Genomic DNA, 26,972 nt, shown 5'->3' on the forward strand with positions numbered 1-26,972 from the left:
ACCCCTATCCAACGTGGAAGTTTCGATGACCTGTAGATTGTTGTTAGGGGCTCTAGCGGTGCTATTACGAATTTAGGTGGTAATATACGGAATGAAAGAACAATTTTCTAAATTGTTTGGTTTGACGGAACGAAGCAATGGGGATGAAGTAAAGCAAATTCCGGTGGCGGAAATCGTAAGCAGTCCTTACCAGCCCCGGACCATTTTTGATGACGATAAAATCGACGAACTCTGTCAAACGATCAAGACGCATGGGGTGATCCAGCCCATTGTTGTTCGTATCCGTAATGCCAAATACGAGATTATTGCCGGTGAACGGCGCTGGCGTGCCGTTTCCAAACTCGGTTTGGAGACCATTCCCGCCATTGTCCGTGAATTCAATGATTCCCAAGCTGCTTCCATTGCATTGATCGAAAACCTCCAGCGTGAAGGCCTGACTTCCATCGAGGAAGCCGTTGCCTATCAAAAGCTCATTGACCTTCATCAGCTTACGCAGGAGAGCTTGGCGCAGCGCCTTGGGAAAAGCCAATCAACGATTGCCAATAAAATCCGGCTGCTTCATCTTCCGGATGAAGTAAAAAATGCACTGATGGAGCGCAAAATTACGGAGCGGCACGCCCGCGCGTTACTGTCCCTCGATACCGAGGAACTGCAGCTGAAAGTGCTGGCTGAGATTGTATCCAAAGAGCTGAACGTGAAACAAACGGAGGCTAGAGTTGCCTTTTACAAGGAATCGGCAAAAATTAAAAAGGCAAAGCGCATCTCTTACTCCAAGGACGTCCGGTTGGCGTTGAACACGATTCGCCAATCCATCGATATGGTGTCTGGATCCGGGATGGCCATTAAAACGCAGGAAAACGACCATGAGGATCATTATGAGATCGTGATCAAAATTCCTAAGCGTTAATACGATGGAGCTTAGCGGCTGAGCGGCCGCTTTTTTTAGGAAGTCATAATGAATTTATGCTCTAAACCATGAAATCATAGGTTCCAGGCAGCTGAATTTCATAAGATGGAAGAATAGAAGGGGAGGGGGAAAGTTCGCATCTCCCATTTTTCTCGTCAATGTTCTGAAATCAAAGTTGTTCATTGATGGTGTCCGAATAATTGAGTAAAGGTTTTTCTTGTTATTCCAGCAAGGGGAAGCGCACTACTGCAGGGCGAAGCCGTTTCTGCGTATCTGTATCCTTGAAACACCGGTACTTCTGATGTACCGCCGGGGGTATACAGGTATTTGCAGCCGTTTGTTTTGCTGATGATCACAATCCCGCGACCTACAAGAAGAGTCTTCATACACATAGAGGTGAATTGAGTGTCCAAAATTATTGCCATAGCAAATCAAAAGGGCGGAGTCGGCAAGACGACAACCTCCGTCAATCTCGGTGCAGGATTGGCTTCGCTCGGAAAAAGGGTGCTGCTCGTCGATATCGATCCCCAAGGCAATACAACCAGTGGGGTAGGTGTCAATAAAGCGGATGTAGCGAACTGCATTTATGATGTGATTATCAATGATGTACATCCCAAAGATGCGATCCTGCAAACGCAAATCGAAGGACTTCATATTATTCCGGCAACGATTCAATTGGCTGGAGCGGAAATTGAACTGGTACCGACCATTTCAAGGGAGCTTCGGCTCAAAAAGTCGCTTCAGTTGGTGAAAGCAAATTATGACTATATTTTAATCGATTGTCCGCCTTCTCTTGGTATACTTACTATTAATTCACTTACTGCCGCTGACTCGGTCATTATTCCTATCCAGTGCGAATACTATGCCCTTGAAGGATTAAGCCAGCTGCTGAATTCGATTCGTCTTGTTCAGAAGCATTTGAACACTTCGCTCCGAATTGAAGGCGTTCTGCTTACCATGCTGGATGCTCGGACGAATTTGGGGATTCAGGTGATTGAGGAAGTAAAGAAATACTTTCAGGAAAAAGTGTACCAAACGATCATTCCGAGAAATATTCGACTTAGTGAAGCTCCGTCCCATGGTCAGTCGATCATTACGTATGATCCGCGTTCGAAAGGCGCTGAGGTATATTTAGAGTTGGCAAAGGAAGTGATTTCGTATGAGTAAACGATTGGGTAAAGGGCTCGATGCTTTAATTCCTTCACTTTCGATTAATGAAGATGACAAAATCGTAGAAATCCCACTCAGCCAACTTCGTGCCAATCCTTACCAGCCGCGCAAGGACTTTAACGAGGAATCAATTCAGGAATTGGCCGAATCGATTCGTCAGCATGGGGTCATTCAACCGATTATTGTACGCAGCGTGCTCAAAGGATATGAAATTATTGCAGGGGAGCGGCGCTTTAGAGCTTCGCAATACTGCGGCAAGGCCACCATCCCGGCTGTGGTTCGCACATTCAGCGATCAGCAGGTGATGGAGATTGCCTTGATTGAAAACCTGCAGCGCGAGAATTTAAATGCGATGGAAGTGGCTGTTGCTTACCAGGGCTTGATGGATCAATACTCACTGACGCAGGAAGAGCTGTCGTTGAAAGTGGGGAAATCCAGATCCCATATAGCAAACTTCCTTCGTTTGTTGGCTTTACCGGATGAAGTCAAAGACTATGTTTCACGTGGAACAATTTCCATGGGCCATGCGAGAGCGTTGGTTGGTCTCAAGGATTCGTCCCTCATCAAGCAGTTGGCGAAGCAATGCGTCAACAATGAGTGGAGCGTACGGGATCTTGAGGAGGCTGTGAAACAGCTCGACCGGAAACCGGCGGATAAAAACAAGGTGAAAGTCAAAAAGCGAGATCCTTATATCGATAACTTGGAAGAGTCGCTGCGGGAGCGGTTTAGAACGACAGTGAAGATCAAGCAAAACAAAGATAAAGGCAAAATCGAATTGAACTATTACAGCAAACAGGACCTGGAACGGCTGTTGGAGTTGTTGCAATAAAGATCAGTGGATGGGATGACGCGTCTAGGTGATTCCTGAAAAGGACCACAGATGCGTCATTCTTTGTTCCTTGGATCGGAGTGAAACGGGATATGAACGCAGTTGTATATCTGGATCATGCAGCGACTTCCTGGCCGAAACCGCCTGGTGTTCTGGCAGCCATGCAAAAGGCGATGAAGGAAGCGGCAGCGAATCCAGGACGAGGGAGTCATCAAATGGCTCTGCAAGCGAGCAGGGTTCTCTTTGAAACCCGCCGGGTGCTGGCTCAGTTGTTTCGGGTGAAGAACCCGAATAACATCATTTTCACCCATAACACAACCCAGGCATTGAATATGGCGATCAAAGGAATCTTGAAGTCCGGTGATTATGTCGTTGCGACGATGATCGAACACAACTCCGTACGGAGACCGTTGGAATACTTAATGCGGACACTAGATATTCAAGTGGATTACATTGGGGTAAGTGATCAAGGAGAACTGGACATGCAGCAACTGGAGGCATGTTTATCCAAAAAACCGAGGCTGGTGGTTTGCAGCCATAGCTCGAATCTGTTGGGTAGTATTCTGCCAATCCAGCGAATTGGTGAGCTGGCACGCAGCAGTGGGGCAGTATTCTTGGTAGATGCTGCACAAAGCGCCGGGGTGCTGGACATTGATGTGGAGTCCTGCTGTATCGACATGTTGGCTTTTCCGGGCCATAAAGGGCTGCTCGGTCCGCAAGGGACAGGAGGGCTTTACTTATCGCCGGAGATCGAACTGGAGCCGCTGATCCACGGAGGAACGGGCAGCCAATCGGAGGAAAAGGAAATGCCCAGCGTAAGGCCGGATCGGTATGAAGCGGGGACCTTGAACACGGTTGGAATTGCCGGGCTAAGAGCAGGGGTAGAGTATGTGATTAAGGAAACCCCTCAGCGGATTTATGAGCATGAATGGGCGTTGACCCAAATGATGATCGATGGGTTGAAGGATCTGCCAGGTATGAACTTGCTTGGTCCGGCACAAGGGAAGGAAAGGACCGGAATCGTGGCCTTTACGATCGGGGGCAGGGATTCTACGGAAATTGCCTTCCGCTTGGATCGGCAATATGGAATCGCAGTCAGAGCGGGGATGCACTGTACGCCGTTGGCTCATTATGCGGTGCGAACGGATAAGACCGGAGCAGTGAGGGCGAGTGTGGGTGCGAACAGCACGGAGCAGGAGGTCCAACGGATGGTTGAAGCGATGCGCGAGCTGGTTCGTTAACTAGATGGCCTGACGCAAACCTCGAAGTTTATTGTAATCAAACCTCGATGGCAAGACAAAACCGGTTCTCCCCTGTAAAGCTGAAGGGACAACCGGCAGAATGAATGTTTGTGATTTTTAACCGTATAGTATCAAGGACCATGAATATATGGGATCACGATACGTCTTGGGAACGGGTAGGTCAAGATTGAGGAAAAGGAATGAACAGCATGTCGGACTTAAATGATTTAATCAGCGAACAATTACCAGGAATCATTGGCGGGATCGTACTCCTCATTTTGATCTTGCTCGTGTTGGTGCTGACACAAGGGGCAAAGCTTAGAAAAGTTCGCCGCAAATACGAAACGATGATGGCCGGCAGCGGGGTGGAGGATTTAGAAACACTGCTCATCGATCTAAAGACACAGGTAGACAGCGTGGAGGATGAGCAGCAGCAGCAGCGTGAATCCTTGTCACTGGCACTGAACAAGCTTCAAACGATCAAGGGTAACATCGGTATTAAACGTTACAATGCATTCAGCGAACGGGGGAGCGACCTAAGCTTTTCGATTGCGATCGTAGATGCCGATAGAAGTGGAGTCGTCATCACTGCGCTGTACAGCCGTGACAGCTCCTATGTTTATGCCAAGCCGGTAGAAGCCGGGCAGTCGACTTATCCCCTTTCACCGGAAGAGGTAGAGGCGATTACTCTAGCCTTGCAAAAAGCGTAGTACGGGCTTTCCATTCCTTAATGGCGGAATGAAGGCTTGAGGCAATAATTTCGGACAAACGCATCACCAAGCTCAGCCTGGTGTTTTGCAATACAAAATATTCCATAAAGCCGCCGACATTAACGATACCCGTCAAATGGATATCGCCAACCGGCGGTAATTCTTTATGTACGCCTGCACCGGGCTTGAGCGGGCCGTTGGCGACTTGAATGCAGCCTACGCTGGAGGATTGTCCAAGGCACGCATCGATGCCGATGACAAATGGATTGTCATACAGCGAATAGATCGAGGAGAGCGTCTCCTGGAGGTTAACGGCATGCACAGGCTCGTCCAGCGTGCCAAACAAGTGAAACCATGGACTTTTATACCGGGCCAATGCAGTGCCTACCAAAGGACCGAGGCAGTCGCCCGTGGACCGGTCGGTACCGATACATACAACGATAACCTGTTGATTTTCCCCGGCTTGAGAGAGATGAAACAGAAGACGATGAATAATAGCGGAATGGATTTCAGGGTCGGTATGTGGTATTTTTAAGCATGTAGGCTCCTGTTTGGGAGACGTTTTTGGCCACTGAGTCATAGAATCTTCCTCTCCTTGCATTTGGTAGTAACTAGTATATGGAAGGAAGAGGGTTTTTATACTTCATGCAGGAATTCCATAGAAAAAGTAATGCGAATGAATGCAGCACAAATCAAGGTGGGGGAGAAACGGATGGCGGCGGAGATGGAAACCTGGATGCTGATTGCTTTTGATTCGACACAGCAGGCGCTGCGCGCCGAGATGCTGCTTGAATACGCGGAGGTTGAAATTGATTTATTTCCTACACCAAAGGAAATTACAGCGGGCTGTGCATTATCAATCCAGTTCCCGCCGGAGCAGCTGGATAGCGTACAAACGATCATCCAGCAGGAGCAGGTGGAGATTCGGGGAATCTACTTCAAAGACAGCATAGAGGGATATAAAAGCATCGAGGATAGGAGGTAGAGTTGATTGAGTAAGTTTTGGCTGGAGGATACCATTCCCAATCCAGAGCAGGCTGTCAAGCAGGCAGTAAGTATCGGCGATAAATTTTTGGACTGGTTAACCAATGTAGATATGTGGACCAACGTGCTGTTTTCAGGCATTCGGATCATCATTCTGTTTTTTGTTTCCCGCGTCATTATACGAGTTGTATCCAAAATTATAGACAAGTCGCTGGCGAGACAGGAACAGAGCCGGATGAACGTCAATCCGCGGAGGTTCGCCACAGTAGCCGAGCTGCTGAAAAACGTAACGGCGGTCACCTGCAATTTTATTATGGTGCTCCTGATTCTTTCGGAATTCAACTTTCATTTGGGGCCGCTCCTTGCGGGAGCAGGGGTGCTTGGTTTGGCCATAGGTTTTGGCGCGCAAAGTTTGGTTAAAGATGTGATTACCGGATTCTTCATTATATTAGAAGACCAATTTGCGGTAGGGGACGTTATCCAGACAGGGACCTTCAAAGGCACCGTAGAGATGATCGGCCTTCGGACCACACGCATCGTAAGCCCTACCGGGGAAGTTTATATTTTGCCTAACGGTTCCATCGCCAGCGTAACGAACTACTCCTTATCCAATGCGCTCGCGGTTGTTGACCTTCCCATGAAAAACGAGCGAAATCTGGAAGAAACCGTAGCCCTGATTAAACAGGCGCTTACCGGCATTCAGCAGCGGGATCCTAATGTCATTTCGGTGCCGAATGTACTCGGGGTGCAATCCTTGAACACGAGTGAATACGTCATCCGGATCGTAGCCGAGTGCATGCCGAACACCAAAGGCGATGTCGAACGGCAGATTCAGGCCGACGTGAAGCAGGCTTTGGAATACGAGGACACGATGAAACAGGCACAGGCCGAGCTTGCGGCAGGTAAAGAAGGGAACAACGAAATGGGGGAAGGATAACGGTGGAACGTAAAGTGTTTCAGCTCGGAGATATCGTCCAAATGAAGAAAAACCACCCATGCGGCAGCAACGAAATGGAAATTATCCGCATGGGAATGGATATCCGGATCAAATGTGTCGGCTGTCAGCACAGTGTATTGATCCCGCGGGCGAAGTTTGAGAAAAATATGAAAAAGGTGCTTCGTTCGAAATCGGAAGAGGGAATGGAAGGGCAGGCTTAGAAATAAATAGCTTTGGGGTAAAGGGCTTGCACAAATGATGGACATGTGCTATAATCAATTTTGCTGCGGAAAGGTACCCAAGAGGTCTAAGGGGGCTGACTCGAAATCAGTTAGGCGTCGCAAGGCGTGCGAGGGTTCGAATCCCTCTCTTTCCGCCACATTCCCTTATTTAAGTGACTGCGCATAGAATACATACGGCGAAAACCTTCAGTTGAAGAAACTGGAGGTTTTCTTAGTTATTAGAGCGTTTCGCTTCATGATCCTTTGCTTTCATAATAAGAGGGGAAGCGGCATTACGGCTATATACAAACCAAAGGAGGACCCATAAGGTCCTCCGATTTGGCAGGCGATGCCATGATTTTTTGGAATTCATCCACACAACACTTCAGCAAGTGAAACTCGGGTCAGCCTTTAGCAAATCTTTGCTTTAGACAATAAAGTGTTTTTAGCACTTCCCTCCGCTTCTTGAACGTGCTGTTTCTGACTTCCTGTGCTTTGTTGCGTTGATCATGTCCAACGGAACCACACCTCTCTCAAGCACCGCCTGATTGTAATATGCGCAGTTTTCGTGCGCTTATGCATCCATTTGTGAAATTAGTGGACCCGCGCTTTCGTCATCCGTTTCCATTTGCGGTCTTTCTTCGAGGTCTCTGGAAAGGTATCGCCCTTAGCCAGCTCGACCCGCTGCGGATCCGTGATTTCAGTATGGAAGCTGTTTTCACCAACCTCCATGTACACGCCGGGGTTCGGCGCTTTGTCGCCTGGTTCGAATTCGGTTCTTTCACCCATGGACAAGGCCTCCTTTAATCGTTAAAATGGACTGCCTCTGTAGTGTGTACCCTTGGCGGAGAATCATGTGTGGAACAGGATCAATACAGCATTGTACTTGCAATCATTGGGCCAATTTGATATATTAATATGGTGCGAGTTCAGACTCGTTCCTTGCTCCTGACATGATCAGGGGCCGAAGTCCATAAGGAGGTGAAACATATGCGCAAATACGAAGTGATGTACATTATTCGTCCTGACATTGAACAAGATGCTGTTCAAGCCGCAGTCGAAAAATTCCAAGGCATCATCTCCAACGGTGGAGAAATCACTAAGCATGAAGTGATGGGTAAACGCCGCCTTGCGTATGAGATCAACAAATTCCGTGACGGTACTTTTGTTCTGGTTAACTTCAGCGCCAACCCTGACGTTGTAGCCGAACTTGAGCGCCTCATGAAAATTTCTGACGAAGTTATTCGTTATCTCATTACGCTTGACGTTGTTGCTTAATATCCGTTTACGGAATTAGTGATGAAATTCGCTCAAAGGAGGGGACTCGATTGTTGAACCGTGTTATTTTGATCGGCCGGTTGACCCGGGATCCGGAACTGCGCTATACACCTTCAGGGGTAGCCGTAACGCAGTTTACGCTCGCTGTGGATCGCCCGTTTACGGCGCAAGGCGGAGAGCGTGAGGCGGACTTTATTCCGGTGGTCACATGGAGACAGCTTGCTGAGACCTGCGCCAATTATCTGCGCAAAGGCCGTCTGACGGCTGTAGAAGGGCGCATCCAGGTACGGAATTACGAGAATAACGAAGGTAAACGTGTATACGTCACCGAAGTCATTGCCGATAACGTACGTTTCCTGGAATCCAACCGTGAAGGCGGTGGAGGCGGAAGCACCCCGCGTGAGGAGCCTTCCTACGATGGAGGCGGCGGACGTGGCGGTAACAGCTACTCGCGGAACAATTCCAATCAGGATCCTTTTTCCGATGACGGAAAACCGATTGATATTTCGGATGATGATTTGCCATTTTAATAAGGAAAGGACTGAAACAGCATGGCTTTTAAACAAAGAGAAGGCGGAGACAACGATAAAAGACCGGCTCGCCGCGGCGGCCGTAATAAACGTCGTAAAGTGTGCTTCTTCACTGTGAACAAAATTACTCACATTGACTATAAAGATACCGATCTGCTGAAGAAATTTATCAGCGAACGCGGTAAAATTTTGCCTCGCCGTGTAACCGGCACTAGCGCAAAATACCAACGCATGCTGACGATTGCGATCAAACGCTCCCGTCAAATCGCATTGCTGCCATACACTACAGAGTAATCTGTATCATGGCGAGCGAGAAAGCCAGTACCTTGGACATCCCAGGTGCTGGCTTTTTTGCTGTGATGAACATGTTCAAAATTATTCCATTTGTCTTACGGGAAACGAAAAAGTTATCATAGTGTTATTGCTGCATCAAGCAGTGGCGGTAAAGTTGTAAGCGTACCCGTAGGAAAGGGCAGGGCACAGCTTTCCATTTCCCGGGCAATTTCATGATAGTGAAGTTCCGGCTGGATTGATTAGCAAACAGGCTTCGTAAACAGCGTGTTCCTTAACGATCAACGAGGGTATGATATAATGGAAAAACGGCGAAAAGGGGGATTACGATGGGACTGGGCAGAATCTACAGGAATTATTTTAAAAATAACATGTTCATGAGGATTCTGCTGATTTTCACGATCATTGCCATTCTAACAATCGTGATTCTGTCCTATCTGATGTTCTCTTCCCTATCCCAATCGATCGTGGAGAAGGAACTCAACAACCAGAAGGCTGCGATGGAAAATGTCAGCCGGTATCTGGATCAGCGTTACCAGTCGGTAGAGAATATTGCCAGGGATATGTACCGGAACGAAATGCTGTTCTCGAACATTTCCTTTTTGATGGAGCATCCTTATTCCCAATATGTCCAGCATCGGATGGACCAGTTTTACAACGAAACGAACAACAACTCGACGGACCCGCTGCAGTATTTCCAGCAGGTGATGGACGAAAACGGAGATATCCGCAACATCATGCTGTACAGTTCAGAGAAGCAGTTTCTGTCTGTGTTCAAGCCAAACAAGCAGTATAAGCAGCTGACCACCGATATGACCCACTCTTACATTCCGGACGTCATGGCGATGGATTATAAGGGCATCACCGCTCCGAATTACTGGATACGGAAGGCGGCGGACCAATGGGCGCCGGAGCTGTACGCCGTCCGGGTACCGATCAATAACCGGCAGCTCAAAAATGCGGGTCAGTTCCTCGTATATTTGGATTCGGGCGGCATCACCGATGCGCTGACCAGCTATAAGGACAGCTTCAAAGGGGATATCGCGGTGCTTTCGGCGGACGGCAAGGTTTTGTATGATTCGGAAGGGAAATATTATGGGAAGACCTATCCGTATATGGATGTGACCGACTCGCTGTATGACGGTGGAAATACCCGCCCGGCTGAGGTCAGCAGCCGAATGTATATCAACAAGCTGACTTCCGCTGACAACGGATACGTCGTGATTGGTGCGGTTCCGAAAAAGGACGTGGAGGCCAGCTATTCAGGTATCCGGAAAACGATTATAACGATCAGTGGGATCTGTATATTGTTTGCGATCTTTTTCCCGGCCTTCTTTGTGATTAATTTCGCCAACCGGACGAATCGGATTATTAGGATTACGCGCAAGGTGAAAAACGGGGATTTGTCTGCACGGATTGATAATCCGGGAGAAGACGAGCTTGGCCAGATTTCCCGGAGCTTTAACGACATGTTGGACGAGTTGAACTTGTATATCGAGCGGGTATACAAAGCCGAAATTAAACAGAAGCAGACGGAGCTGGTGGCGCTGCAGGCGCGGATCAATCCTCACTTTTTGTACAATACGCTTGAAGTGATTCGGATGCGGGCCATTTCCCAAGGGGCTAAAGATGTCGGGGAAATGATCTATAGCTTGTCCGTGCTTTTCAAAAGCCTGGTGAAGCAGAAAAAGATCTACACGCTCAAGGATGAGCTGGAGGCATGCCGCTTGTATCTGGAGCTGTTCCGGATCCGTTATAAGGAGAAGTTCAGCTATACGATCGATTCAGATCCGGCGCTGCAGGGCAAATCGGTCATGAGGCTGTCGCTGCAACCGCTGATCGAAAACTATATCGTTCACGGCATCCAGACCAATCGCGACGATAATCAACTGGACATTCGGGTGAGGGAAGAAGGCGATATGCTGGTGGCCGTGATTACAGATAATGGCAAAGGTATCACGCCTGAGCGTCTGGCTGAAATCCATGAAGAGCTCGGGAAGCCGGAGGAGTCCGGTGAAATGTTTGGGCTGCGCAGCGTGCACAGCCGGCTGCAGTTTTTGTACGGTCCGGCTTACGGGGTGGAAATTGACAGTCGGCCTGGAGTCGGTACGGTTGTCACCGTACGTTATCCTAACCGGGAAGGGACGGATGCTGAAGATGTATAAAGTGTTTATTGTGGACGATGAGCCGTTCATTATCGAAGGGCTGTACGATATTTTGGATTGGGCAGCGCTGGGGCTGGAGATCGTCGGGCACGCAGAGAATGGCCGCCAGGCGCTCGAGGTGATGGCGTCTACGCCCGTGGATGTACTGATTACGGATATTTCCATGCCGGTGATGGACGGCCTGAGTCTGATCGGCGAGGCTCGTAAAACCCGCAGCGACCTCAAGGTGATCATCCTAAGTGGATACAACGAGTTCGATTACTTGAAGCAGGGGATGAGGCTCGGTATCGAGAACTACTTGCTGAAGCCGATCAATGTGGAGGAGCTGGAATCGACTCTCCGTAATACCGTGTCCAAGCTGGACAGTACGAGGGCGAGCGGATTGTACAGCGCTTTTGATGTGCAAATTTTGAAGGACAATACGCTCTATCGCTGGATGAACGGGCAGATCGCCCCTCCGGAATTTATAGAAAGAGCCGATCTGCTCGGCGTGAACTTGGACCGGCCTTATATGGCCGTGGCGGTGCTTCGGACCGCAGCCGATGAGGCGTTGTTCGGGCAGGTTGACGATTTGCTGGAAGACAGCACGGAGCTGACACTGTTCCGCGATGTGGATGGGGATACTGTCCTTATTGGAAGTCTGGAGAACCCGCAGGAGGGGAAGGCTCGTCTGATGACAGCATTGGAGCAGCTGGAGGCTGATTTAGCGAGACAGGGCTGCACGGTGCATATCGGTGTCGGCTCGGCGGTGAGCCTGCCTGGAGAGGCTTCTGTCAGCTACAAGGAGGCCAAGCAGTCGCTGGAGTATTTTATGGTATTTCCGGATCGGCGGATCATCGACTACACCAGCCTGGAAGAGAATAGCGGCGGCCCGGATCGGCATATCGCCATCGCTTGGGACGAATACGCCAAGCTGATTCTGGCGAGGGACGAGGCCGGGCTGAATCGAAAAATCCAAGACGACTTTGAGCAGATGCAGAAGGCGGGACATATCCGTCCGGAGGATCTGCTGAACGCGGCCCTGGAGCTGGTGATTCGTTTCAAAATGGAGCTTGAACAGATCAAGCATACGGATGAGTCGGATATATTCAAGAACGGCTTAGGCAGGGTTCGGGACAGCTCATCGCTGCAGGATCTCATTACTGCACTGCAGGACGTGGCTGGGGCTGCGGTCCAGTCGCTGCTTCAGGATATGAAGAACCCCGTTGTGAATCAGGTGCTGGTTCATATTCACAATCATTACGCGGATGAACTGTCGCTGAAGACGCTGGGGGCACAGTATCATATCCATCCGGTGTACCTGGGACAGCTGTTTCATAAGGAAACCGGGGAAACGTTCGCCGAATACATCAACAAGTTCCGAATCGAAAAGGCGAAGCAGCAGCTGAAGAACACGAACTTCAAGGTGCAGGAGATTGCGCGGAACGTAGGCTACTGGGAGACCGGATACTTTTATAAACAGTTCAGGAAATATGTCGGGATCTCGCCGACGGATTACAAGGGGCTGGGTTGACCGGCTGAAAACACCCTGAATCAGATGAGACTAAACACCTACCATCTCATCCGGTTTAGGGTTTTTTTGTGACGTTTGATGCAGAAAAAACCGAATGAAAATGAAAGAAAAACAATAAAAGTAAGCGTTTCACTGAAAAAATGACAAATTTAGACAAAAAGTAAACCTTTTCTTTAATTTGTACACGGTTTTATTTAGTTTATCTTCTTTTTGTAACGGCTTACATCCGTTAAGGTTATCTTAGTTAAACAAACCGAGCCGGAAACAATAAAAGAAAAAGCCGGTTTGGCCGCTTGGTGGGCAGACAGCTAGACAACATTGACTGCAACACAAAAAGGGAGGAACACACATGAGCAAGGGTAAGAAAAGCTTCTCGTTCGCACTGGCCATGTTGACGGCCTTCGCGCTTGTACTCAGCGCGTGCGGTGGGGGCAACAAAGACGCGGAAAGCAGTGGTTCCGGATCTTCGGGAAGCTCCGAGAAACCGGTAAACCTGATCTGGTACACGATCGGCACGCCGCAAAAAGACGTTGACAAGGTTATGGCCGAGGTCAGCAAGTATACGCAGGAGAAAATTAATGCAACCGTCACCATGAAAATGATCGACTGGGGCGACTACCAGCAAAAAATGCAGGTAAACGTAGCTTCCGGCGAACCGATGGACATCATGTTCACATCCGCAGGCGGATTCGATTACGTACAGAACGCAAGAAAAGGCGCGTTCATGGAACTCGACGATCTGCTTGATAAATATGGACAAGGTATCAAAGATACCATCGATCCTGCTTTCCTGGAAGGCTCCAAAGTCGATGGACACAACTATGGCATTCCGGCCAACAAAGAGCTTCCTCAGCAAGAAGTATGGCGCTTCAACCAAAACCTGGTGGACAAGTACAAACTGGATACCTCCAATGTACGTTCCCTGGATAGCATTGAGCCGCTGTTGAAAGCGATTAAGGAAAAAGAACCGAACGTAACACCGTTCGCGATGGACAAGAACTACGTTCCTTATGTTCCTTATGACTACATCATTCAGAATCTGCCAATGGCCGTGAAGCTGGATACGACCGATTACAAAATCGTCGACATCCTCGAAACGCCAGAAATGAAGCAGGCGCTGACAACGATGCACAAATATTATCAAGCCGGCTATGTGGCTCCGGAAGCAGCAACAACAGGCTCCACTAGCGATCTGATGACTTCCGGCAACTGGTTCATGGACCGTGCGCAAACCCAGCCGCTGGCTGACAATACTTGGTCTGCAAGCTATGGTTATCCGGTTAAATCGACACCGGCAAGTGATGCCATTATCACAAATACTTCGGTTCAAGGTTCGATCATGGCGATTTCCGCGAACTCCGAACATCCGGAGAAAGCAATGGAATTCCTGAACCTGCTGAATACGGATCCGGTTCTTCGCAACATGGTGGATTCCGGTATCGAAGGAACGCACTACAAGAAGGTTGACGACAAGCACATTGAAAACCTTCCAGAGGGCAAAAACTACGACATGCCGTCGTACTCCCTCGGCAACAACATGCTGCTCTACTTGAACCCGAATGACCCGGATGACAAGTGGGAGCAATTCAAGAAATTTAACGCTGAAGGTAAAGATTCTCCAATCCTGAGCTTCAACTTCGACAGCACGAAAGTAGCAACCGAAATGGCAGCTGTACAAAACGTGAAGGAACAGTTCTGGGCATCCCTGATGACCGGTACTGTTGATCCGGAAACCTACCTGCCAAAAGCGATTGCGGCCTTCAAGCAAGCCGGCCTGGACAAGGTCATCGCTGAAGCTCAAACTCAGCTTGACGCCTGGAAAGCTGCAAACAACAAGTAATGTAGAAAAAAATTCGGAAAGGATCGGGCGGGTGACTTAGCGCCCGGTCCTTTTTCAATGTATAACCAATCAATCATGGGAGGGAAACAGAATGGCCGCATTTTTCAAAAACCTCATTAGAAACAAAGTCATGCTGTTTATGGTGCTGCCCGGTGCCATTTGGTTTTTCTTCTTTTCCTACCTGCCGCTGGTGGGTACGATCGTGGCATTCAAGCAATACCGTTTCAACCGGGAAGGCTTCTGGGCCAGTATCAGCAAGAGTGAGTGGGTAGGCTGGGACAACTTCAAATTCCTGTTCAGCACCAATGATGCCTACACGATTACGCGTAACACGTTATTGTACAACCTGGCTTTTATTATCCTTGGATTGATCTTGTCCGTAGCCATGGCAGTTCTGCTCTCCGAGCTGGTCGGCAAAACGATGGCGAAAATTTATCAGACAGGGATGTTCCTTCCTTACTTCCTGTCCTGGGTCATCGTCGGATACTTTGCATTCAGCTTCCTGAGCATGGACCGCGGGATGATCAACCAAATCCTCGGCTGGTTCGGCGCCGAGCCGGTTCAGTGGTATTCCGATCCAAAATATTGGCCGTATATCCTTGTCTTCGTCAGTCTTTGGAAATCCGTCGGTTACAACAGCGTCGTGTATCTCGCCTCCATCATGGGCATCGACAAATCCCTGTATGAAGCAGCCATGATCGACGGGGCCAGCAAGTGGCAGCAAATCAAGAACATTACGATTCCGATGCTCTCGCCGATCATCATTATCATGACACTGCTCGCAGTGGGCCGGATCTTCTACGCCGACTTCGGTCTGTTCTACCAGGTTCCAAGAGACTCGGGTACGCTGTACTCCGTAACCAACGTAATCGATACGTACGTATACCGCGGTCTGAAAACAACTGGCGAAATCGGTATGAGTACCGCTGCAGGCCTGTATCAATCGGTTGTCGGCTTTGTACTCGTTATCGTGTCCAACTTTGTCGTCCGCAAAATCGACAAGGACAGCGCATTATTCTAAATCATTTTTTGAAGGGAGTGTCAGGTTATGGCGGAGGTCATTCAAAGAAAAAAACGGGATTTTCATCATGTTTCGCGCGGCGCGAACGCTGTTCTTCATACGATTGCGGCGATCTTTTCCTTCTTGTGCGTATTTCCTTTTCTGTTCGTCGTCATTATCTCGTTAACCGATGAAAAAACGCTGGCAACGGACGGCTACCGTCTGATCCCGGCCAAATGGAGCTTCGAGGCTTACAAATTCGTATTTCAAAGCGGCGACACGCTGCTCCGTTCCTATGGCGTGACGATCCTCGTTACCGTCGTGGGCACGCTCGTCAGCTTGATCCTGATCTCGCTGTACGCCTATGCGATTTCACGGAAAAGCTTCCGCTACCGCAGATTTTTCTCCGTATTCGCGATCCTTACCATGCTGTTTAACGGCGGGATGATTCCGACGTATATGGTTGTGTCGCAATTGCTCGGATTGAAAGATACGCTGTGGGCGCTGATTTTGCCGCTCGCGATGAACGCTTTTTATATCATGATTCTGCGTACGTTCTACAGCACCAGCGTACCGGAGGCGATTATCGAATCGGGCCGGATCGACGGCGCGGGCGATTTCTACATTTTCCTCCGCATCGTGCTGCCGTTGTCTTTGCCAGGTCTGGCGACGATCGGACTGTTCAGTACGCTAGGGTATTGGAATGACTGGTTTAATGCCTTGCTCTATATCGACAATCCGAACCTGGTGCCGCTGCAATCGATGCTGATGCGGATCGAATCCAGCATTCAGTTCATTCAGCAAAACTCGGCCAACAGCTCGCTCAGCATGGCTGCACTGCAGTCCATTCCGCAGGATACGTCCCGTATGGCGATGGTCGTGCTCGCTACGCTGCCAATTATTTTTGCATATCCGTTCTTCCAACGTTATTTTGTACAAGGACTTACCGTAGGTGCCGTCAAAGAATAATAAACAACATCACTTTAGGGAGACAGGAGAGAAGTCGAGATGTTGATTTACAAAGACAAGACGAAACCAGCTGTGGAGAGGGCCCGGCATTTGCTAGGTCTGATGACTTTGGAAGAAAAGGTTGGCCAGCTCGTGCAGCCGTTCGGCTGGCAAACCTATGAACATAGAGATGGGAAGATTGAATTAACGGAGTCTTTTAAGCAGCAAGTCCAAAATGGCGGTGTCGGTTCCCTGTACGGGGTGCTGCGCGCCGATCCGTGGACCGGCGTCACGCTGGAGAACGGCCTGTCCGCCAAGGAAGGTGCGGAGGCGGTTAACGAAATTCAGCGTTATGCCATTGAGAATTCCCGGCTCGGCATTCCGATCCTGATCGGGGAGGAGTGCTCGCACGGGCATATGGCGATCGACGGCACGGTGTATCCGGTGCCGCTGCTGCTCGGGAGCACGTGGAACGTCGACCTGTACCGCGAGATGTGCCGCGCCGTCGCCGCGGAGACGCGGGCGCAGGGCGGGGCGGTGACGTACTCGCCGGTGCTGGACGTCGTGCGCGATCCCCGCTGGGGGCGCACGGAGGAGTGCTTCGCCGAAGACCCTTACCTGATCGGCGAATTTGCCGCCGTATCGGTCCAGGGGCTTCAGGGCGATGCTTTGGACAGCGACGCGAGCGTTGCCGCGACGCTGAAGCATTTTGTCGGATACGGCAGCTCCGAAGGTGGACGCAACGCCGGCCCCGTGCACATGGGCTGGCGCGAGCTGCTTGAGGTGGACCTGTATCCGTTCAAGAAAGCAGTGGAAGCCGGCGCTGTGTCCATCATGCCGGCGTATAACGAAATTGACGGGGTGCCATGCACGGTCAACACGGAACTGCTGGATGAAGTCCTCCGCAAGCAGTGGGGGTTCGACGGCATGGTCATCACCGACTGCGGGGCCATCGACATGCTGGCCGCGGGTCATGATGTGGCGGAAGACGGCATGGACGCCGCCGTTCAGGCCATTAAGGCGGGCATCGACATGGAGATGTCCGGCGAAATGTATGGCCGGTATCTGCTGGAGGCGGTCAGCCAGGGCAAGCTTGGCATTGGTGTCCTGGACCGGGCGGTGCTGCGGGTGCTGGTACTCAAGTTCAAGCTGGGCTTGTTCGACCGGCCATATGTGGATCCGGAGCGGGCTGGGCAGGTCATTGGCCAAAGCGAGCATGTGCAGCTGGCACGCAAGCTGGCGGAGGAAGGCATCATTCTCTTGAAGAACGAGAAGGATGCACTGCCGCTGGACAAGCGGGCGGGCACCATTGCCGTGATTGGTCCGAACGCAGACCACGGCTATAACCAGCTGGGCGATTACACGTCGCCGCAGCCGGCGGACAAAGTGGCGACCGTGCTGAAGGGCATCCGGGCGAAGCTCGGCGCTGAATCCGGCCGGGTGCTGTATGCGCCGGGCTGCCGGATTAAAGGCGATTCCCGCGAAGGATTCGATACAGCGCTGTCCTGCGCGTCACAGGCAGACACCGTGGTGATGGTGATGGGTGGATCGAGTGCCCGCGATTTTGGCGAAGGAACGATCGACCTGAAGACTGGCGCCTCGAAGGTGTCGGACAACTCCTGGAACGACATGGAGTGCGGCGAAGGTATCGACCGCATGACGCTGGGATTGGCGGGCGTGCAGCTGGAGTTGATTCAGGAAATCCATAAACTCGGCAAGCGTCTCGTCGTGGTGTACATTAACGGCCGTCCGATTGCCGAACCATGGGTGGACGAGCATGCCGACGCCATTCTGGAGGCCTGGTATCCGGGGCAGGAGGGCGGACACGCGGTGGCGGACATTTTGTTCGGCGAAGTCAATCCGTCCGGACGGCTCACCGTATCGATTCCGAAGCATGTCGGCCAGCTGCCGGTGTATTACAACGGCAAACGCTCGCGGGGCAAGCGGTATATGGAAGAGGACTCGAAGCCGCGTTACCCGTTCGGATATGGCCTCAGTTATACGACCTTTGGTTACGATCAGCTCCGCATCAGCGCCGATTCGATAACGGAAGACGAAACGGCAACCGTGTCGGTGAACGTGACGAACACCGGCAGCCGTACCGGAGCGGAAGTCGTGCAGCTGTACATTTCAGATAGCGTGAGCGCCGCAAGCCGTCCGTTGATGGAGCTCAAAGGGTTTACGAAAGTGGAACTTGAACCGGGTGAATCCCGGACCGTGGAATTTAAGATCGGCAGGGAACAGCTGCAGTACGTGGGCAGGGACCTGAAGCCCCTCGTGGAACCGGGGCTGTTCCGGATCCATGTCGGCAGACATGTAAACGACACGATGAGCACGGAGTTGGCCGTGCGGGAGGGTAAATAAATGGAACGGATCAGACGCTTTATCCGTGAATTATCAGACAACCGCTGGCTGGAGCAGACTGAGCTCCGCAGCTGGGACATCACCCGCTCTTACTACAAATTGCCTGGCGAATATGAGAATACGGCTCCTTACCCGGAAGGGAAGGGGCTGGCCTCTTTTCCAAGCAAGCAAGGAACGACATATTTCTTCCGGACCCGGCTTGAGCTGCCGGAAGGCTGGCCATCCGAGACATTCGGGCTTGTCTTCGCTTCGGGCGGAGAAGGGCTTCTGCGCGTCAACGGGGTTTCCTACCAAGGCCTCGACCGCAATCATACGTATGTAACGCTCGATCCTGCAGTGATCGGAGAGACGCCGGAACTCGAAATCGAGCTGTTTGACCCGGTTCCGGAACCGGTCGATCCATTGAACCAGCAGGCCGTCATCAACCCGCCGATCACGTCGGTCACGAGTCTGCTTGTGCGGCCGAATCATGCGGTGCTGAGCCTGATGTATACAGTCACCGTCGTGCGCGATTCGTTGGTGCTGCTGCCGCAGGAAGATTTCCGCCGCGTGCGCCTGATGGAAGTGCTGTACCGGGCGATGGACCGGTTCGTGAACCTGGATGCAGCGGCCATCCGTGATGGCAGGGACGTTGCGGAAATCGAGGCAGCGCTCAGAGCAGACGTCCAGGAAGTAGGCGGCAATGCCGAGGGGCTGGAGCATATGGTCGGCCAGTCCCATATCGATATCGCCTGGCTGTGGCCTGTCCGCGAAACGGTTCGCAAGGCGAGCCGCACGTTCTCGACGGTCGACCGGCTGATGGAGGAATATCCAGAATACCGGTACACGCAAAGCCAGCCGCAGCTCTTCGCGTTTCTGAAGGAAAACGATCCCGAGCTGTTCGAACGGGTCAAGGCGCGGATCGTGGAAGGACGCTGGGAGCTGGTCGGCGGCATGTGGGTCGAGCCCGACCTGAATCTGCCGAGTGGCGAATCACTGATCCGGCAGATGCTGTACGGTCAGCGGTTCTACCAGGAGGAATTCGGCCGGACGTCGAATATCGAATGGCTGCCGGACACGTTTGGCTACTGCGCATCGCTGCCGCAAATTTTGAAGCACGGCAAAGTGGATTATTTCATGACGACCAAGCTCGGTTGGAACGACACCAACCTGTTCCCATACGATTTGTTCCATTGGGTCGGCATCGATGGAACACCGATTTTGTCTTATCTGAACCATGGCGTGAACGAACACACACTGCCGAAGGATGTTCACGATCACTGGCAGTCCTATCGGGAAAAGGCGCTGCATCCTGAGCAGATGCTCCTGTACGGGCACGGGGACGGCGGCGGGGGCGTCACCCGCGAGATGCTGGAGTACATCGACCGGTCCGATCTGATGGTCGGGCAGCCGGCAAGCCGCTATAGTACAGCGGCTAAGTTCTTCGAGAGCATCGAGCATGCGGGTCCGGTGCTTCCGACGTGGCGCGGCGATCTCTACCTGGAGCTGCACCGCGGCACGTATACGACGCACGCCCGCAACAAACGCAGCAACCGCAAGGCGGAGGTGCTGTACCGGGAAGCCGAGCTGTGGAACACGCTGGCTGGGCCGAACATGGATGCTGCCAACCGTACAGAGGTGACGCAGCAGCTGCATGACGGCTGGAAGCTGATTCTGCTGAACCAGTTCCATGACATCATTCCGGGATCGGCGATTACCGAAACGTATGAAACGTCGGATAAGGAGTACGGCGAAATTTTCGCCAAGGGAGAACATGCCTTGAACGAAGGGCTGAACACGCTGGTGTCGGATATCAACACTTCCGGCATGGAGGGTACTCCGTACGTTGTCTTCAACAGTCTCGGATGGAACCGCAGCGCTGTGGTTCATATCGAAGCCGTACAAGGCGAAGGCGCCTTGGCCGCTTATGACGAGCACGGCACGCGCCTGGAGATGGACGCTGTCGAAGGCGGAATCTCCGTGCGGGTTCCCGACGTACCGGCACTGGGTTATAAAACCGTGTGGGTGAAGCCGGAAGCTGCTGTGAAAGCTGACTCCGCCGGAGTTCAATCGTTCGGCGATAAGTGGGAGACTTCCGCTTACCTCGTGCGGTTCAACGAGCGGGGCGAAATCACCAGCCTGCTGGATAAGGCTGCCGGCCGGGAAGTCGTGAAGAAAGGGGAACGCGCCAACCGGTTCCATTTCTTCCACGACCGTCCGACGCTGTGGGATGCCTGGGACATTGACACCCGCTACGAACAGCAGCCGGCCGGTGAGGCGGAGCTGCTCGAGAAGCGGCTGGTTCTGGCCGGACGCACCAAAGACGTGCTACGCTTCCGCTGGAAGATCGGCCAGTCCGAAATCACGCAGGACATGATCTTCTATCACCATGACCGGCGGATCGATTTCAAAACACATGTTCACTGGAACGAGGCGCACAAGCTTCTGAAAGTGGGCTTCCCGGTCGACGTGGTCACCGATAAAGCGACCTACGAAATTCCATTCGGCTCCCTCGAGCGCGCCACCCACCGGAACACGAGCTGGGAGCAGGCGCAGTACGAGGTATGCGGACACCGCTTCGTGGACGTGTCGGAGCATGGATACGGCGTCAGCCTGCTGAACGACTGCAAATACGGCTATGACGTTCAGGGCAGCACGATCCGTCTGTCTCTGCTGCGGGCGCCGAAGTGGCCAGACGTGACGGCAGACCTTGGCGAGCATGACTTCACCTACTCTTTGCTGCCGCATCAAGGCGGTTGGAGGGAGTCACACACCGTCCGTCAGGCGGCGGAGCTGAACGTGGACATGCCGGTTCGCCAGGCAGAGTCCGGTGCACAAGGCTCTCGTCCGTCAACGGGATCGCTGATTTCCCTATCCGGTGGACACGTTGTGCTCGACACGGTGAAACCATCCGAGGACGGAAGCGGCGTCATCCTGCGGTTCTATGAATCGACAGGCGGACGCGAACAGATCGAGCTGACATGGCCGGGTGCCATCACAGAGGCTTATCTGTCCAACGCGCTGGAAGAGCCGGCCCATCCGCTGCAGCTTCAGGAGGGGAAACTGCAATTATCTTTTGCCCCTTATGAAATTAAAACCGTCCTGCTTAAGCAGGTTGATTAACGCCATATATAGAAGTTTGGTATAGATCGTATAACAATACATGATTTGATGTGACATCATTACACTCTACAATTCAGCCAAGTAAAGGGGCGTATCGCTTTGGAACAATTCAGACTCCCTAAAATACCGATGCCGGCGCTGGAGATGCCGCAGGCGATCCAGGACGTAATTAAAGAAGCCGAGCAGAAGCTGGCCCACCGGCCGAAGCTGCTGCAGCTGTTCAAAAACTGCTTTCCAAATACGCTGGAAACGACGACTAAGCTGATGGACGACGGAACGACCTTCGTCATTACAGGAGACATCCCGGCCTCCTGGCTGCGCGATTCCGTGGAGCAGGTCGTCCATTACGTACCTTTTGCCAAGGAAGACCAGGATCTGCAGCGCATTATCGGCGGATTGATCAAACGCCATGTTCACTACGTCTTGATCGACCCGTACGCCAATGCGTTCAATGAGTCGGCGAATGACTGGCATTGGAATACGACGGACGAAACGGACATGTCCCCATGGGTGTGGGAGCGCAAATTCGAGATCGATTCGTTGTGCTTCGTCATTCGTCTGGCGTACCTGTACTGGAAGGAAACCGAGCTGACCGACATTTTCGATGCCAATTTCAAAAAGGCCATGCGCGCCATCATCGACGTGTTCAAAACGGAGCAGCACCACTTCGAGAAGTCTCCGTACCGCTTTACGCGCAACAACGGCATCCTGACCGACTCCCTGCGCAATAACGGAATGGGCATGCCGGTTAACTACACAGGTATGATCTGGTCGGGCTTCCGCTCCAGCGACGACGCTTGCGACTTCCATTACAACATTCCGGGCAATATGTTTGCGGTCGTGGCGCTGCGCCAAATGCAGGAGTTCGCTGAATGGGTCTTCCGCGACATGGACATGCTTGCTGAGCTTAAAGAGTTGGAGATCGAAGTCAACTACGGTATTCAGCTGTACGGCATTTACCGCCATCCGCAGTTTGGGCCGATTTACGCGTACGAGACCGACGGCTACGGCAACTACTGCCTGATGGACGACGCCGGTACGCCGGGCCTGATGTCCATCCCTTACCTGGGATACACAACGGCGGACGATCCGATTTATCAAAATACGAGACGGTTTGCGCTCAGCAAAGAAAATCCGTTCTACTTCGAAGGCAAAGCGGCCAAGGGCATCGGCAGCCCGCACACGCCGGAGGACTATATCTGGCATATGGCCTTGTCCATGCAGGGATTGACCGCGCAGACGGCCGAAGAGAAGCTGGAGATGATCGCCATGCTGGAAGCGACCGATGCGGATACAGGCTTCATGCATGAAGGGTTCCACGCTGACGATCCGACCATTTTTACACGAAAATGGTTCGCCTGGTCCAACAGCCTGTTCTCCCAGCTCGTGTATAAGGCCATGAAGGACGGTCTGCTATGAGCCGGCATATCATCATTCTATGTGATCCGGATTTCCCGGCTGCGGGCAAGCTCCCGCAGGCCGGAGACTTCCAGCATGCCGCAGAAGTGGCGGTCGTTCACGCCGAAGAATTGACTGATGCGCTTCGCGGAGTGGATCAAGGTTGTTTTGTCAATTTGCACGCGCCTTATTTTCCAAAGGCTGCCTGGACGGAAATTTCCGCCTTCCTGCATCGGGGAGGCAGCCTGATCAGTGCAGGCGGGGCGCCTTTTAAAATTCCTGTGGTACGGGATAACGGATCTTGGGTGTCGGAGACCGAGCAAACCGCCTATCATCAGGAACTCTATATTCACGAAGCGCTGCGGGTGGACACAGGCAAAGTCACGAAACTCGCCGTTTCGGACCGCATCCCGCTGCTGAACGGCCAAGAAGGCCTGTTTGAGCTGGCAGATGCCTGGAACTTGGTGCCGCATACGACCAAAAGCGCCGATTTGCCGCAGCAGATGGGCTCAGCCGGCCCGATGAGCACGCAGATCTATCCGCTGCTTACCGGCCTCAGCGCCGAAGAGCGCGAGATCGCCGCGCCGATCGTGCTGTGGGAGAACTCCCGCGTAACGTTCGCCGGCTCGCGCTGGATGTTCGTGTTCCTGCCGCTAACGGAAGCGTTCTGGAACGGCAATGGCGCTGCGCACCTGATCGACTGGGCGCGTTTCTGCGCCCGGGGCGTGACCGAGCTGTCGCTGAAGCCAAATTATGCTTCGTACGAAGCCGGGGAACACGCGGTGATGACGCTGCAGACGCAGATTTTGCAGCGCGGGGAATCGCGCAGTGCGACGCCTGAACTGTGGAGCTTCGAGCTGGAAGTAAGCCGTGAGGGCGGAAGCGGAGAGGCCTGGAGCCACCGGTTCCAGGCGCAGGTGACGAAGGAGCAGAACTTCGTGCGCATTCCGGTGCCTCTGGCCGTGAAGAGCGGGCTGTACCGCATCGTATGCCGCGCAGAGGGACCGGACGGCGAAGTTCGTGTGCTGCGCCAGGGCTTCTGGGGCCGTGACGACCTCCTTCTGGCCGAGGGCTCGCCGATTACCCGCAGCCGCGACTATTTCATCAAAGACGGGCGGCCGCTGCCCGTTGTGGGCATGACGTACATGACCTCCGACGTGGCGCGCAAGTTCCTGTTCCTGCCGAACGTGGACGTATGGGAGCGGGACATGGCCCAGATGGCCAAAGCGGGCATCAACTGGATCCGCACCGGCGTCTGGACGGCTTACCGGAATATTATGCAGGTCGACGGCCACGCCTCGGAGGAAGTGCTGCGCGCGATCGACGCCTTCTTCCTGACGGCCAAGCGCCACGGTCTGCAGGTGACCTTTACGTTCTTCTCCTTTACGCCGGAGACGTGGGAAGGACTGAACCCTTATCTCGACCCGCAGAGCGTCGAGGCCCAGAAACGCTTCATCCGCAGCATCGTCAGCCGCCATACGGCCACGACGCATGTGGACTGGGATTTGATTAACGAACCGTCGATGTTTGATCCGCCGCGGATTTTCTCGGAGGGGCCGCGTTCCGCCCGGGATCCGTTTGAGCACCAGGCGTTCGTGGAGTGGCTGGAGCGCCGCCACGGCGATATCCGCAGCCTCCAGGAAGCATGGAACATGACGCCGGACCAGCTGCCCGACTTTGCTTCGGCATCCATTCCGGAAGCGGAAGAGATCAACTTCGACGTGCAGGATATGCACAAAGCCAAGAAGGGAACGAGATGGCTCGATTACTGCCTGTTCTCGATGGATATGCACAACCGGTGGGCCGAGCAGCTCGTCGGCACGATCAAGGAGCTGTGCCCTGACCATTTGGTGACGGTCGGGCAGGACGAAGCGCTCGGCGCCCAGCGCCCATCTCCGTTCTTCTATGAGCAGGCCGTCGATTATACGACGGTGCACTCCTGGTGGTTGAACGACTATCTGGTATGGGACGGCATCTTCACCAAAACGCCGGATAAACCGAACCTGATTCAGGAAACCGGCATTATGTACGTAGAAACGCCGGACGGCCGCGCCAAGCGGTCCGAAGCCGAGCTGCGCAGCATTTTGGAGCGGAAATACGCCTACGCCTTCTCTACCGGGGGGGCCGGTGCGATCCACTGGATCTGGAATACGAACTTCTATATGGACAACGCCAATGAATCGCATATCGGAGCCCTCCGCGCCGATGGCACGGAGAAGCCGGAAGCGGATGTATCCTACGACTTTGGACGCTTCATCGCGGCCACGCGGGACTTGTTTACGGACCGGGAGCTCGAGGACATCGTCGCCGTCTTCCCGTACTCCAACGACTTCTCGAACCGCGCATTTGCGTTCCAGTCGACGACCCGGCTGACACGGCTGCTGGCTTATGACCTGAAGCTGCCGTTCCGTGCGGCATCGGAATACCATCTGGACGCGCTGCGGCAGAAGGCGCCGAAGCTGATCCTGCTGCCGAGCCCGCATAACATGGACAGCCGGGCGCTGGACGAGCTGCTGGAGCTCGTCAAGGAGACCGGCGCGACGCTGCTCGCCACCGGCCCGCTCGGCCTGGACGCCTACTGGCGTCCGTCGACGCGCCTCGATGCCGTCCTCGGCGAGCGCCGGCTTGCCAATGTGCGCCGGGAGGAAATGCTCGGCGTGAACGGCCGTCTGCTGCCGGTATCCTTCGGGCACCGGCGGATCGCCGAGGTGGCCAAGGAAATCCCGGCCACAGCCGCAGGGACAGGCATTGCTACGGATGCCGTTGTGGACGTGCCGCTGGGCAAGGGCCGGCTCATCTGGAGCCCGCTGCCGCTCGAGCTGAACGGCCGGGACGAGCCGATCCTCGAGCTGTACCGGTACGCGGCTGCCGCAGCCGGCGTTGAGCGTGAGCTCGAGTGGCTGGCCGGCGGAGACCTGCCGGGCGTGTATGGCCGGAAGCTCAGCTTCAAGGACGGCAGCCTGTACGTGTTCGTCTCCGAGTACGGCTGGGATGCCCCGGTACAGGTCAAGGACCCGCAGACCGGAGCCGTCTACAGCTTTACGCTCGAGAGCGACCGCAGCGTGCTGTTTGCCGCCGACCGGGAGGGCCGCATTACGGCCGTGTACCGGCCAGATGAGGTTGACATCCAAGTAGACTAAACACGTTGAGTTGATTTGTACAATAAAGGTGTAGGCGATTGTCAGGAACTTTGCAGAGGTGAAGCCATCGGGGCAAACGGGATGGGCATCAAACTAATCCTTGCAGGGCAGGAAGAAAAGGATAATTTTGGTGCGTGGTCCAGGGATACTGCCCCTTTTGGCTGCCGTACCGGAGGCAAGGTATTTGTCCACTGTGAATGGACACTTGTTTTTAGGAGCCGGTGTTATTCCGGCAGGAAGCCCGCGGTCTTATTGGGCAAAAGGGCTTTTGGCAGCAATAGCCGGCTTTTGAATGTTGGGCCCCTGGCGTCCTCCTATTTGGGGAGTTCTTTGGGATTGATCACCAAAACTGGGCAACCGGCAGGGGTTTTTTATAAACTTTTAATCGAAGGTTCAGGCCTGCA

The 26,972-nt window shown here is 53.0% G+C and carries 22 protein-coding genes and 1 tRNA gene; 21 read left to right on the forward strand and 2 right to left on the reverse strand.

Translation table 11 applies throughout. The annotated features are described in order from the left end of the window. Positions 1-91 precede the first annotated feature (91 nt). From noc to GCU45_RS17005, 5 genes are all read left to right on the forward strand, one after another. Positions 92-907: a nucleoid occlusion protein gene (noc, locus tag GCU45_RS16985; RefSeq protein ID WP_152399719.1), complete on the forward strand. Its 816-nt coding sequence runs from the start codon at positions 92-94 to the stop codon at positions 905-907. A 405-nt stretch (positions 908-1,312) separates the two neighbouring features. After that, positions 1,313-2,074, forward strand: coding sequence for a ParA family protein (locus GCU45_RS16990; protein WP_076172495.1), 762 nt, complete (start codon positions 1,313-1,315; stop codon positions 2,072-2,074). Continuing rightward, on the forward strand, positions 2,067-2,906 hold the full coding sequence (locus tag GCU45_RS16995; protein WP_105445368.1) for a ParB/RepB/Spo0J family partition protein: 840 nt from the start codon (positions 2,067-2,069) through the stop codon (positions 2,904-2,906). Before GCU45_RS16990 ends, GCU45_RS16995 begins: the two co-directional genes overlap by 8 nt. A gap of 92 nt (positions 2,907-2,998) precedes the next feature. Beyond that, positions 2,999-4,147 (forward strand): aminotransferase class V-fold PLP-dependent enzyme, encoded by a 1,149-nt coding sequence (locus tag GCU45_RS17000; RefSeq protein ID WP_152399720.1) that lies wholly within the window; start codon positions 2,999-3,001, stop codon positions 4,145-4,147. A 209-nt stretch (positions 4,148-4,356) separates the two neighbouring features. Next, positions 4,357-4,857, forward strand: coding sequence for a DUF4446 family protein (locus GCU45_RS17005; RefSeq protein ID WP_105445568.1), 501 nt, complete (start codon positions 4,357-4,359; stop codon positions 4,855-4,857). On the opposite strand, the gene yyaC is transcribed toward GCU45_RS17005, so the two are convergent. Further along, complete coding sequence (yyaC, locus tag GCU45_RS17010) at positions 4,832-5,437, reverse strand: spore protease YyaC (protein ID WP_076172492.1); 606 nt, start codon at positions 5,435-5,437, stop codon at positions 4,832-4,834. The genes GCU45_RS17005 and yyaC overlap by 26 nt on opposite strands. A gap of 144 nt (positions 5,438-5,581) precedes the next feature. Here yyaC and GCU45_RS17015 point away from each other — a divergent pair, with 144 nt between their 5' ends. The 4 genes from GCU45_RS17015 to GCU45_RS17030 all read left to right on the forward strand — a co-directional run bounded on the left by GCU45_RS17015 (position 5,582) and on the right by GCU45_RS17030 (position 7,157). Beyond that, the gene (locus tag GCU45_RS17015; RefSeq protein WP_152403137.1) at positions 5,582-5,842 is read left to right on the forward strand and encodes a putative Se/S carrier protein; all 261 of its coding nucleotides are present in this window, start codon (positions 5,582-5,584) and stop codon (positions 5,840-5,842) included. A gap of 6 nt (positions 5,843-5,848) precedes the next feature. Continuing rightward, the gene (locus GCU45_RS17020) at positions 5,849-6,778 is read left to right on the forward strand and encodes a mechanosensitive ion channel family protein (RefSeq protein WP_425281197.1); all 930 of its coding nucleotides are present in this window, start codon (positions 5,849-5,851) and stop codon (positions 6,776-6,778) included. Positions 6,779-6,780: 2 nt separating this feature from the next. After that, positions 6,781-6,999 (forward strand): DUF951 domain-containing protein, encoded by a 219-nt coding sequence (locus GCU45_RS17025; RefSeq protein ID WP_076172490.1) that lies wholly within the window; start codon positions 6,781-6,783, stop codon positions 6,997-6,999. 67 nt (positions 7,000-7,066) lie between these two features. Next, positions 7,067-7,157 (forward strand) — tRNA-Ser (locus GCU45_RS17030). 436 nt (positions 7,158-7,593) lie between these two features. Here the strand turns inward: GCU45_RS17030 and GCU45_RS17035 are convergent. Beyond that, positions 7,594-7,788 carry a YjzC family protein gene (locus GCU45_RS17035; protein ID WP_076172489.1) on the reverse strand — a complete coding sequence of 65 codons (195 nt, stop codon included), beginning with the start codon at positions 7,786-7,788 and terminating at the stop codon, positions 7,594-7,596. Between the two features lie 201 nt (positions 7,789-7,989). On the opposite strand from GCU45_RS17035, the gene rpsF reads away from it, so the two are divergent. The 12 genes from rpsF to GCU45_RS17095 all read left to right on the forward strand — a co-directional run bounded on the left by rpsF (position 7,990) and on the right by GCU45_RS17095 (position 26,568). Continuing rightward, positions 7,990-8,277 (forward strand): 30S ribosomal protein S6, encoded by a 288-nt coding sequence (gene rpsF / locus GCU45_RS17040; RefSeq protein ID WP_076172488.1) that lies wholly within the window; start codon positions 7,990-7,992, stop codon positions 8,275-8,277. Positions 8,278-8,327: 50 nt separating this feature from the next. Continuing rightward, positions 8,328-8,807 (forward strand): single-stranded DNA-binding protein, encoded by a 480-nt coding sequence (ssb, locus tag GCU45_RS17045; protein WP_145162262.1) that lies wholly within the window; start codon positions 8,328-8,330, stop codon positions 8,805-8,807. A 21-nt stretch (positions 8,808-8,828) separates the two neighbouring features. Further along, the gene (rpsR, locus tag GCU45_RS17050) at positions 8,829-9,101 is read left to right on the forward strand and encodes a 30S ribosomal protein S18 (protein ID WP_076172485.1); all 273 of its coding nucleotides are present in this window, start codon (positions 8,829-8,831) and stop codon (positions 9,099-9,101) included. A 326-nt stretch (positions 9,102-9,427) separates the two neighbouring features. Next, positions 9,428-11,263 (forward strand): sensor histidine kinase, encoded by a 1,836-nt coding sequence (locus tag GCU45_RS17055; protein ID WP_152399721.1) that lies wholly within the window; start codon positions 9,428-9,430, stop codon positions 11,261-11,263. After that, on the forward strand, positions 11,256-12,776 hold the full coding sequence (locus GCU45_RS17060) for a response regulator transcription factor (protein ID WP_152403139.1): 1,521 nt from the start codon (positions 11,256-11,258) through the stop codon (positions 12,774-12,776). Before GCU45_RS17055 ends, GCU45_RS17060 begins: the two co-directional genes overlap by 8 nt. A 349-nt stretch (positions 12,777-13,125) precedes the next feature. Then, a complete protein-coding gene (locus GCU45_RS17065) occupies positions 13,126-14,616 on the forward strand; it encodes an ABC transporter substrate-binding protein (RefSeq protein WP_145948233.1) in 1,491 nt (496 codons plus the stop codon). 91 nt (positions 14,617-14,707) lie between these two features. Then, positions 14,708-15,637, forward strand: a complete 930-nt coding sequence (locus tag GCU45_RS17070; protein WP_076172479.1) for an ABC transporter permease — start codon at positions 14,708-14,710, stop codon at positions 15,635-15,637. A 27-nt stretch (positions 15,638-15,664) separates the two neighbouring features. Beyond that, on the forward strand, positions 15,665-16,585 hold the full coding sequence (locus tag GCU45_RS17075; protein WP_076172477.1) for a carbohydrate ABC transporter permease: 921 nt from the start codon (positions 15,665-15,667) through the stop codon (positions 16,583-16,585). 39 nt (positions 16,586-16,624) lie between these two features. Further along, positions 16,625-18,928, forward strand: coding sequence for a glycoside hydrolase family 3 N-terminal domain-containing protein (locus tag GCU45_RS17080; RefSeq protein ID WP_152399722.1), 2,304 nt, complete (start codon positions 16,625-16,627; stop codon positions 18,926-18,928). Then, positions 18,929-22,030 (forward strand): alpha-mannosidase, encoded by a 3,102-nt coding sequence (locus GCU45_RS17085; RefSeq protein ID WP_152399723.1) that lies wholly within the window; start codon positions 18,929-18,931, stop codon positions 22,028-22,030. Positions 22,031-22,129: 99 nt separating this feature from the next. Beyond that, positions 22,130-23,449, forward strand: a complete 1,320-nt coding sequence (locus GCU45_RS17090) for a glycoside hydrolase family 125 protein (RefSeq protein WP_145162281.1) — start codon at positions 22,130-22,132, stop codon at positions 23,447-23,449. Continuing rightward, entirely contained in the window at positions 23,446-26,568 is a 3,123-nt protein-coding gene (locus tag GCU45_RS17095; RefSeq protein WP_152399724.1) for a beta-galactosidase, read from the forward strand. The genes GCU45_RS17090 and GCU45_RS17095 overlap by 4 nt, the downstream gene beginning before the upstream one ends. The last annotated feature ends 404 nt before the right edge of the window (positions 26,569-26,972 follow it).

The organism is Paenibacillus cellulositrophicus, assembly GCF_009363095.1.
GTDB lineage: Bacteria > Bacillota > Bacilli > Paenibacillales > Paenibacillaceae > Paenibacillus_AQ > Paenibacillus_AQ favisporus.

Coding starts and splice junctions, on each gene's coding strand:
- yyaC (WP_076172492.1), bottom strand. CDS start 5,437: ATGACTCAGTGGCCAAAAACGTCTCCCAAACAGGAGCCTACATGCTTA.
- rpsR (WP_076172485.1), top strand. CDS start 8,829: ATGGCTTTTAAACAAAGAGAAGGCGGAGACAACGATAAAAGACCGGCT.
- GCU45_RS17055 (WP_152399721.1), top strand. CDS start 9,428: ATGGGACTGGGCAGAATCTACAGGAATTATTTTAAAAATAACATGTTC.
- GCU45_RS17065 (WP_145948233.1), top strand. CDS start 13,126: ATGAGCAAGGGTAAGAAAAGCTTCTCGTTCGCACTGGCCATGTTGACG.
- GCU45_RS17075 (WP_076172477.1), top strand. CDS start 15,665: ATGGCGGAGGTCATTCAAAGAAAAAAACGGGATTTTCATCATGTTTCG.
- GCU45_RS17070 (WP_076172479.1), top strand. CDS start 14,708: ATGGCCGCATTTTTCAAAAACCTCATTAGAAACAAAGTCATGCTGTTT.
- GCU45_RS17080 (WP_152399722.1), top strand. CDS start 16,625: ATGTTGATTTACAAAGACAAGACGAAACCAGCTGTGGAGAGGGCCCGG.
- GCU45_RS17095 (WP_152399724.1), top strand. CDS start 23,446: ATGAGCCGGCATATCATCATTCTATGTGATCCGGATTTCCCGGCTGCG.
- GCU45_RS17060 (WP_152403139.1), top strand. CDS start 11,256: ATGTATAAAGTGTTTATTGTGGACGATGAGCCGTTCATTATCGAAGGG.
- GCU45_RS17015 (WP_152403137.1), top strand. CDS start 5,582: ATGGAAACCTGGATGCTGATTGCTTTTGATTCGACACAGCAGGCGCTG.
- GCU45_RS17000 (WP_152399720.1), top strand. CDS start 2,999: ATGAACGCAGTTGTATATCTGGATCATGCAGCGACTTCCTGGCCGAAA.
- rpsF (WP_076172488.1), top strand. CDS start 7,990: ATGCGCAAATACGAAGTGATGTACATTATTCGTCCTGACATTGAACAA.
- GCU45_RS17005 (WP_105445568.1), top strand. CDS start 4,357: ATGTCGGACTTAAATGATTTAATCAGCGAACAATTACCAGGAATCATT.
- GCU45_RS17085 (WP_152399723.1), top strand. CDS start 18,929: ATGGAACGGATCAGACGCTTTATCCGTGAATTATCAGACAACCGCTGG.
- noc (WP_152399719.1), top strand. CDS start 92: ATGAAAGAACAATTTTCTAAATTGTTTGGTTTGACGGAACGAAGCAAT.
- GCU45_RS17035 (WP_076172489.1), bottom strand. CDS start 7,788: ATGGGTGAAAGAACCGAATTCGAACCAGGCGACAAAGCGCCGAACCCC.
- GCU45_RS16995 (WP_105445368.1), top strand. CDS start 2,067: ATGAGTAAACGATTGGGTAAAGGGCTCGATGCTTTAATTCCTTCACTT.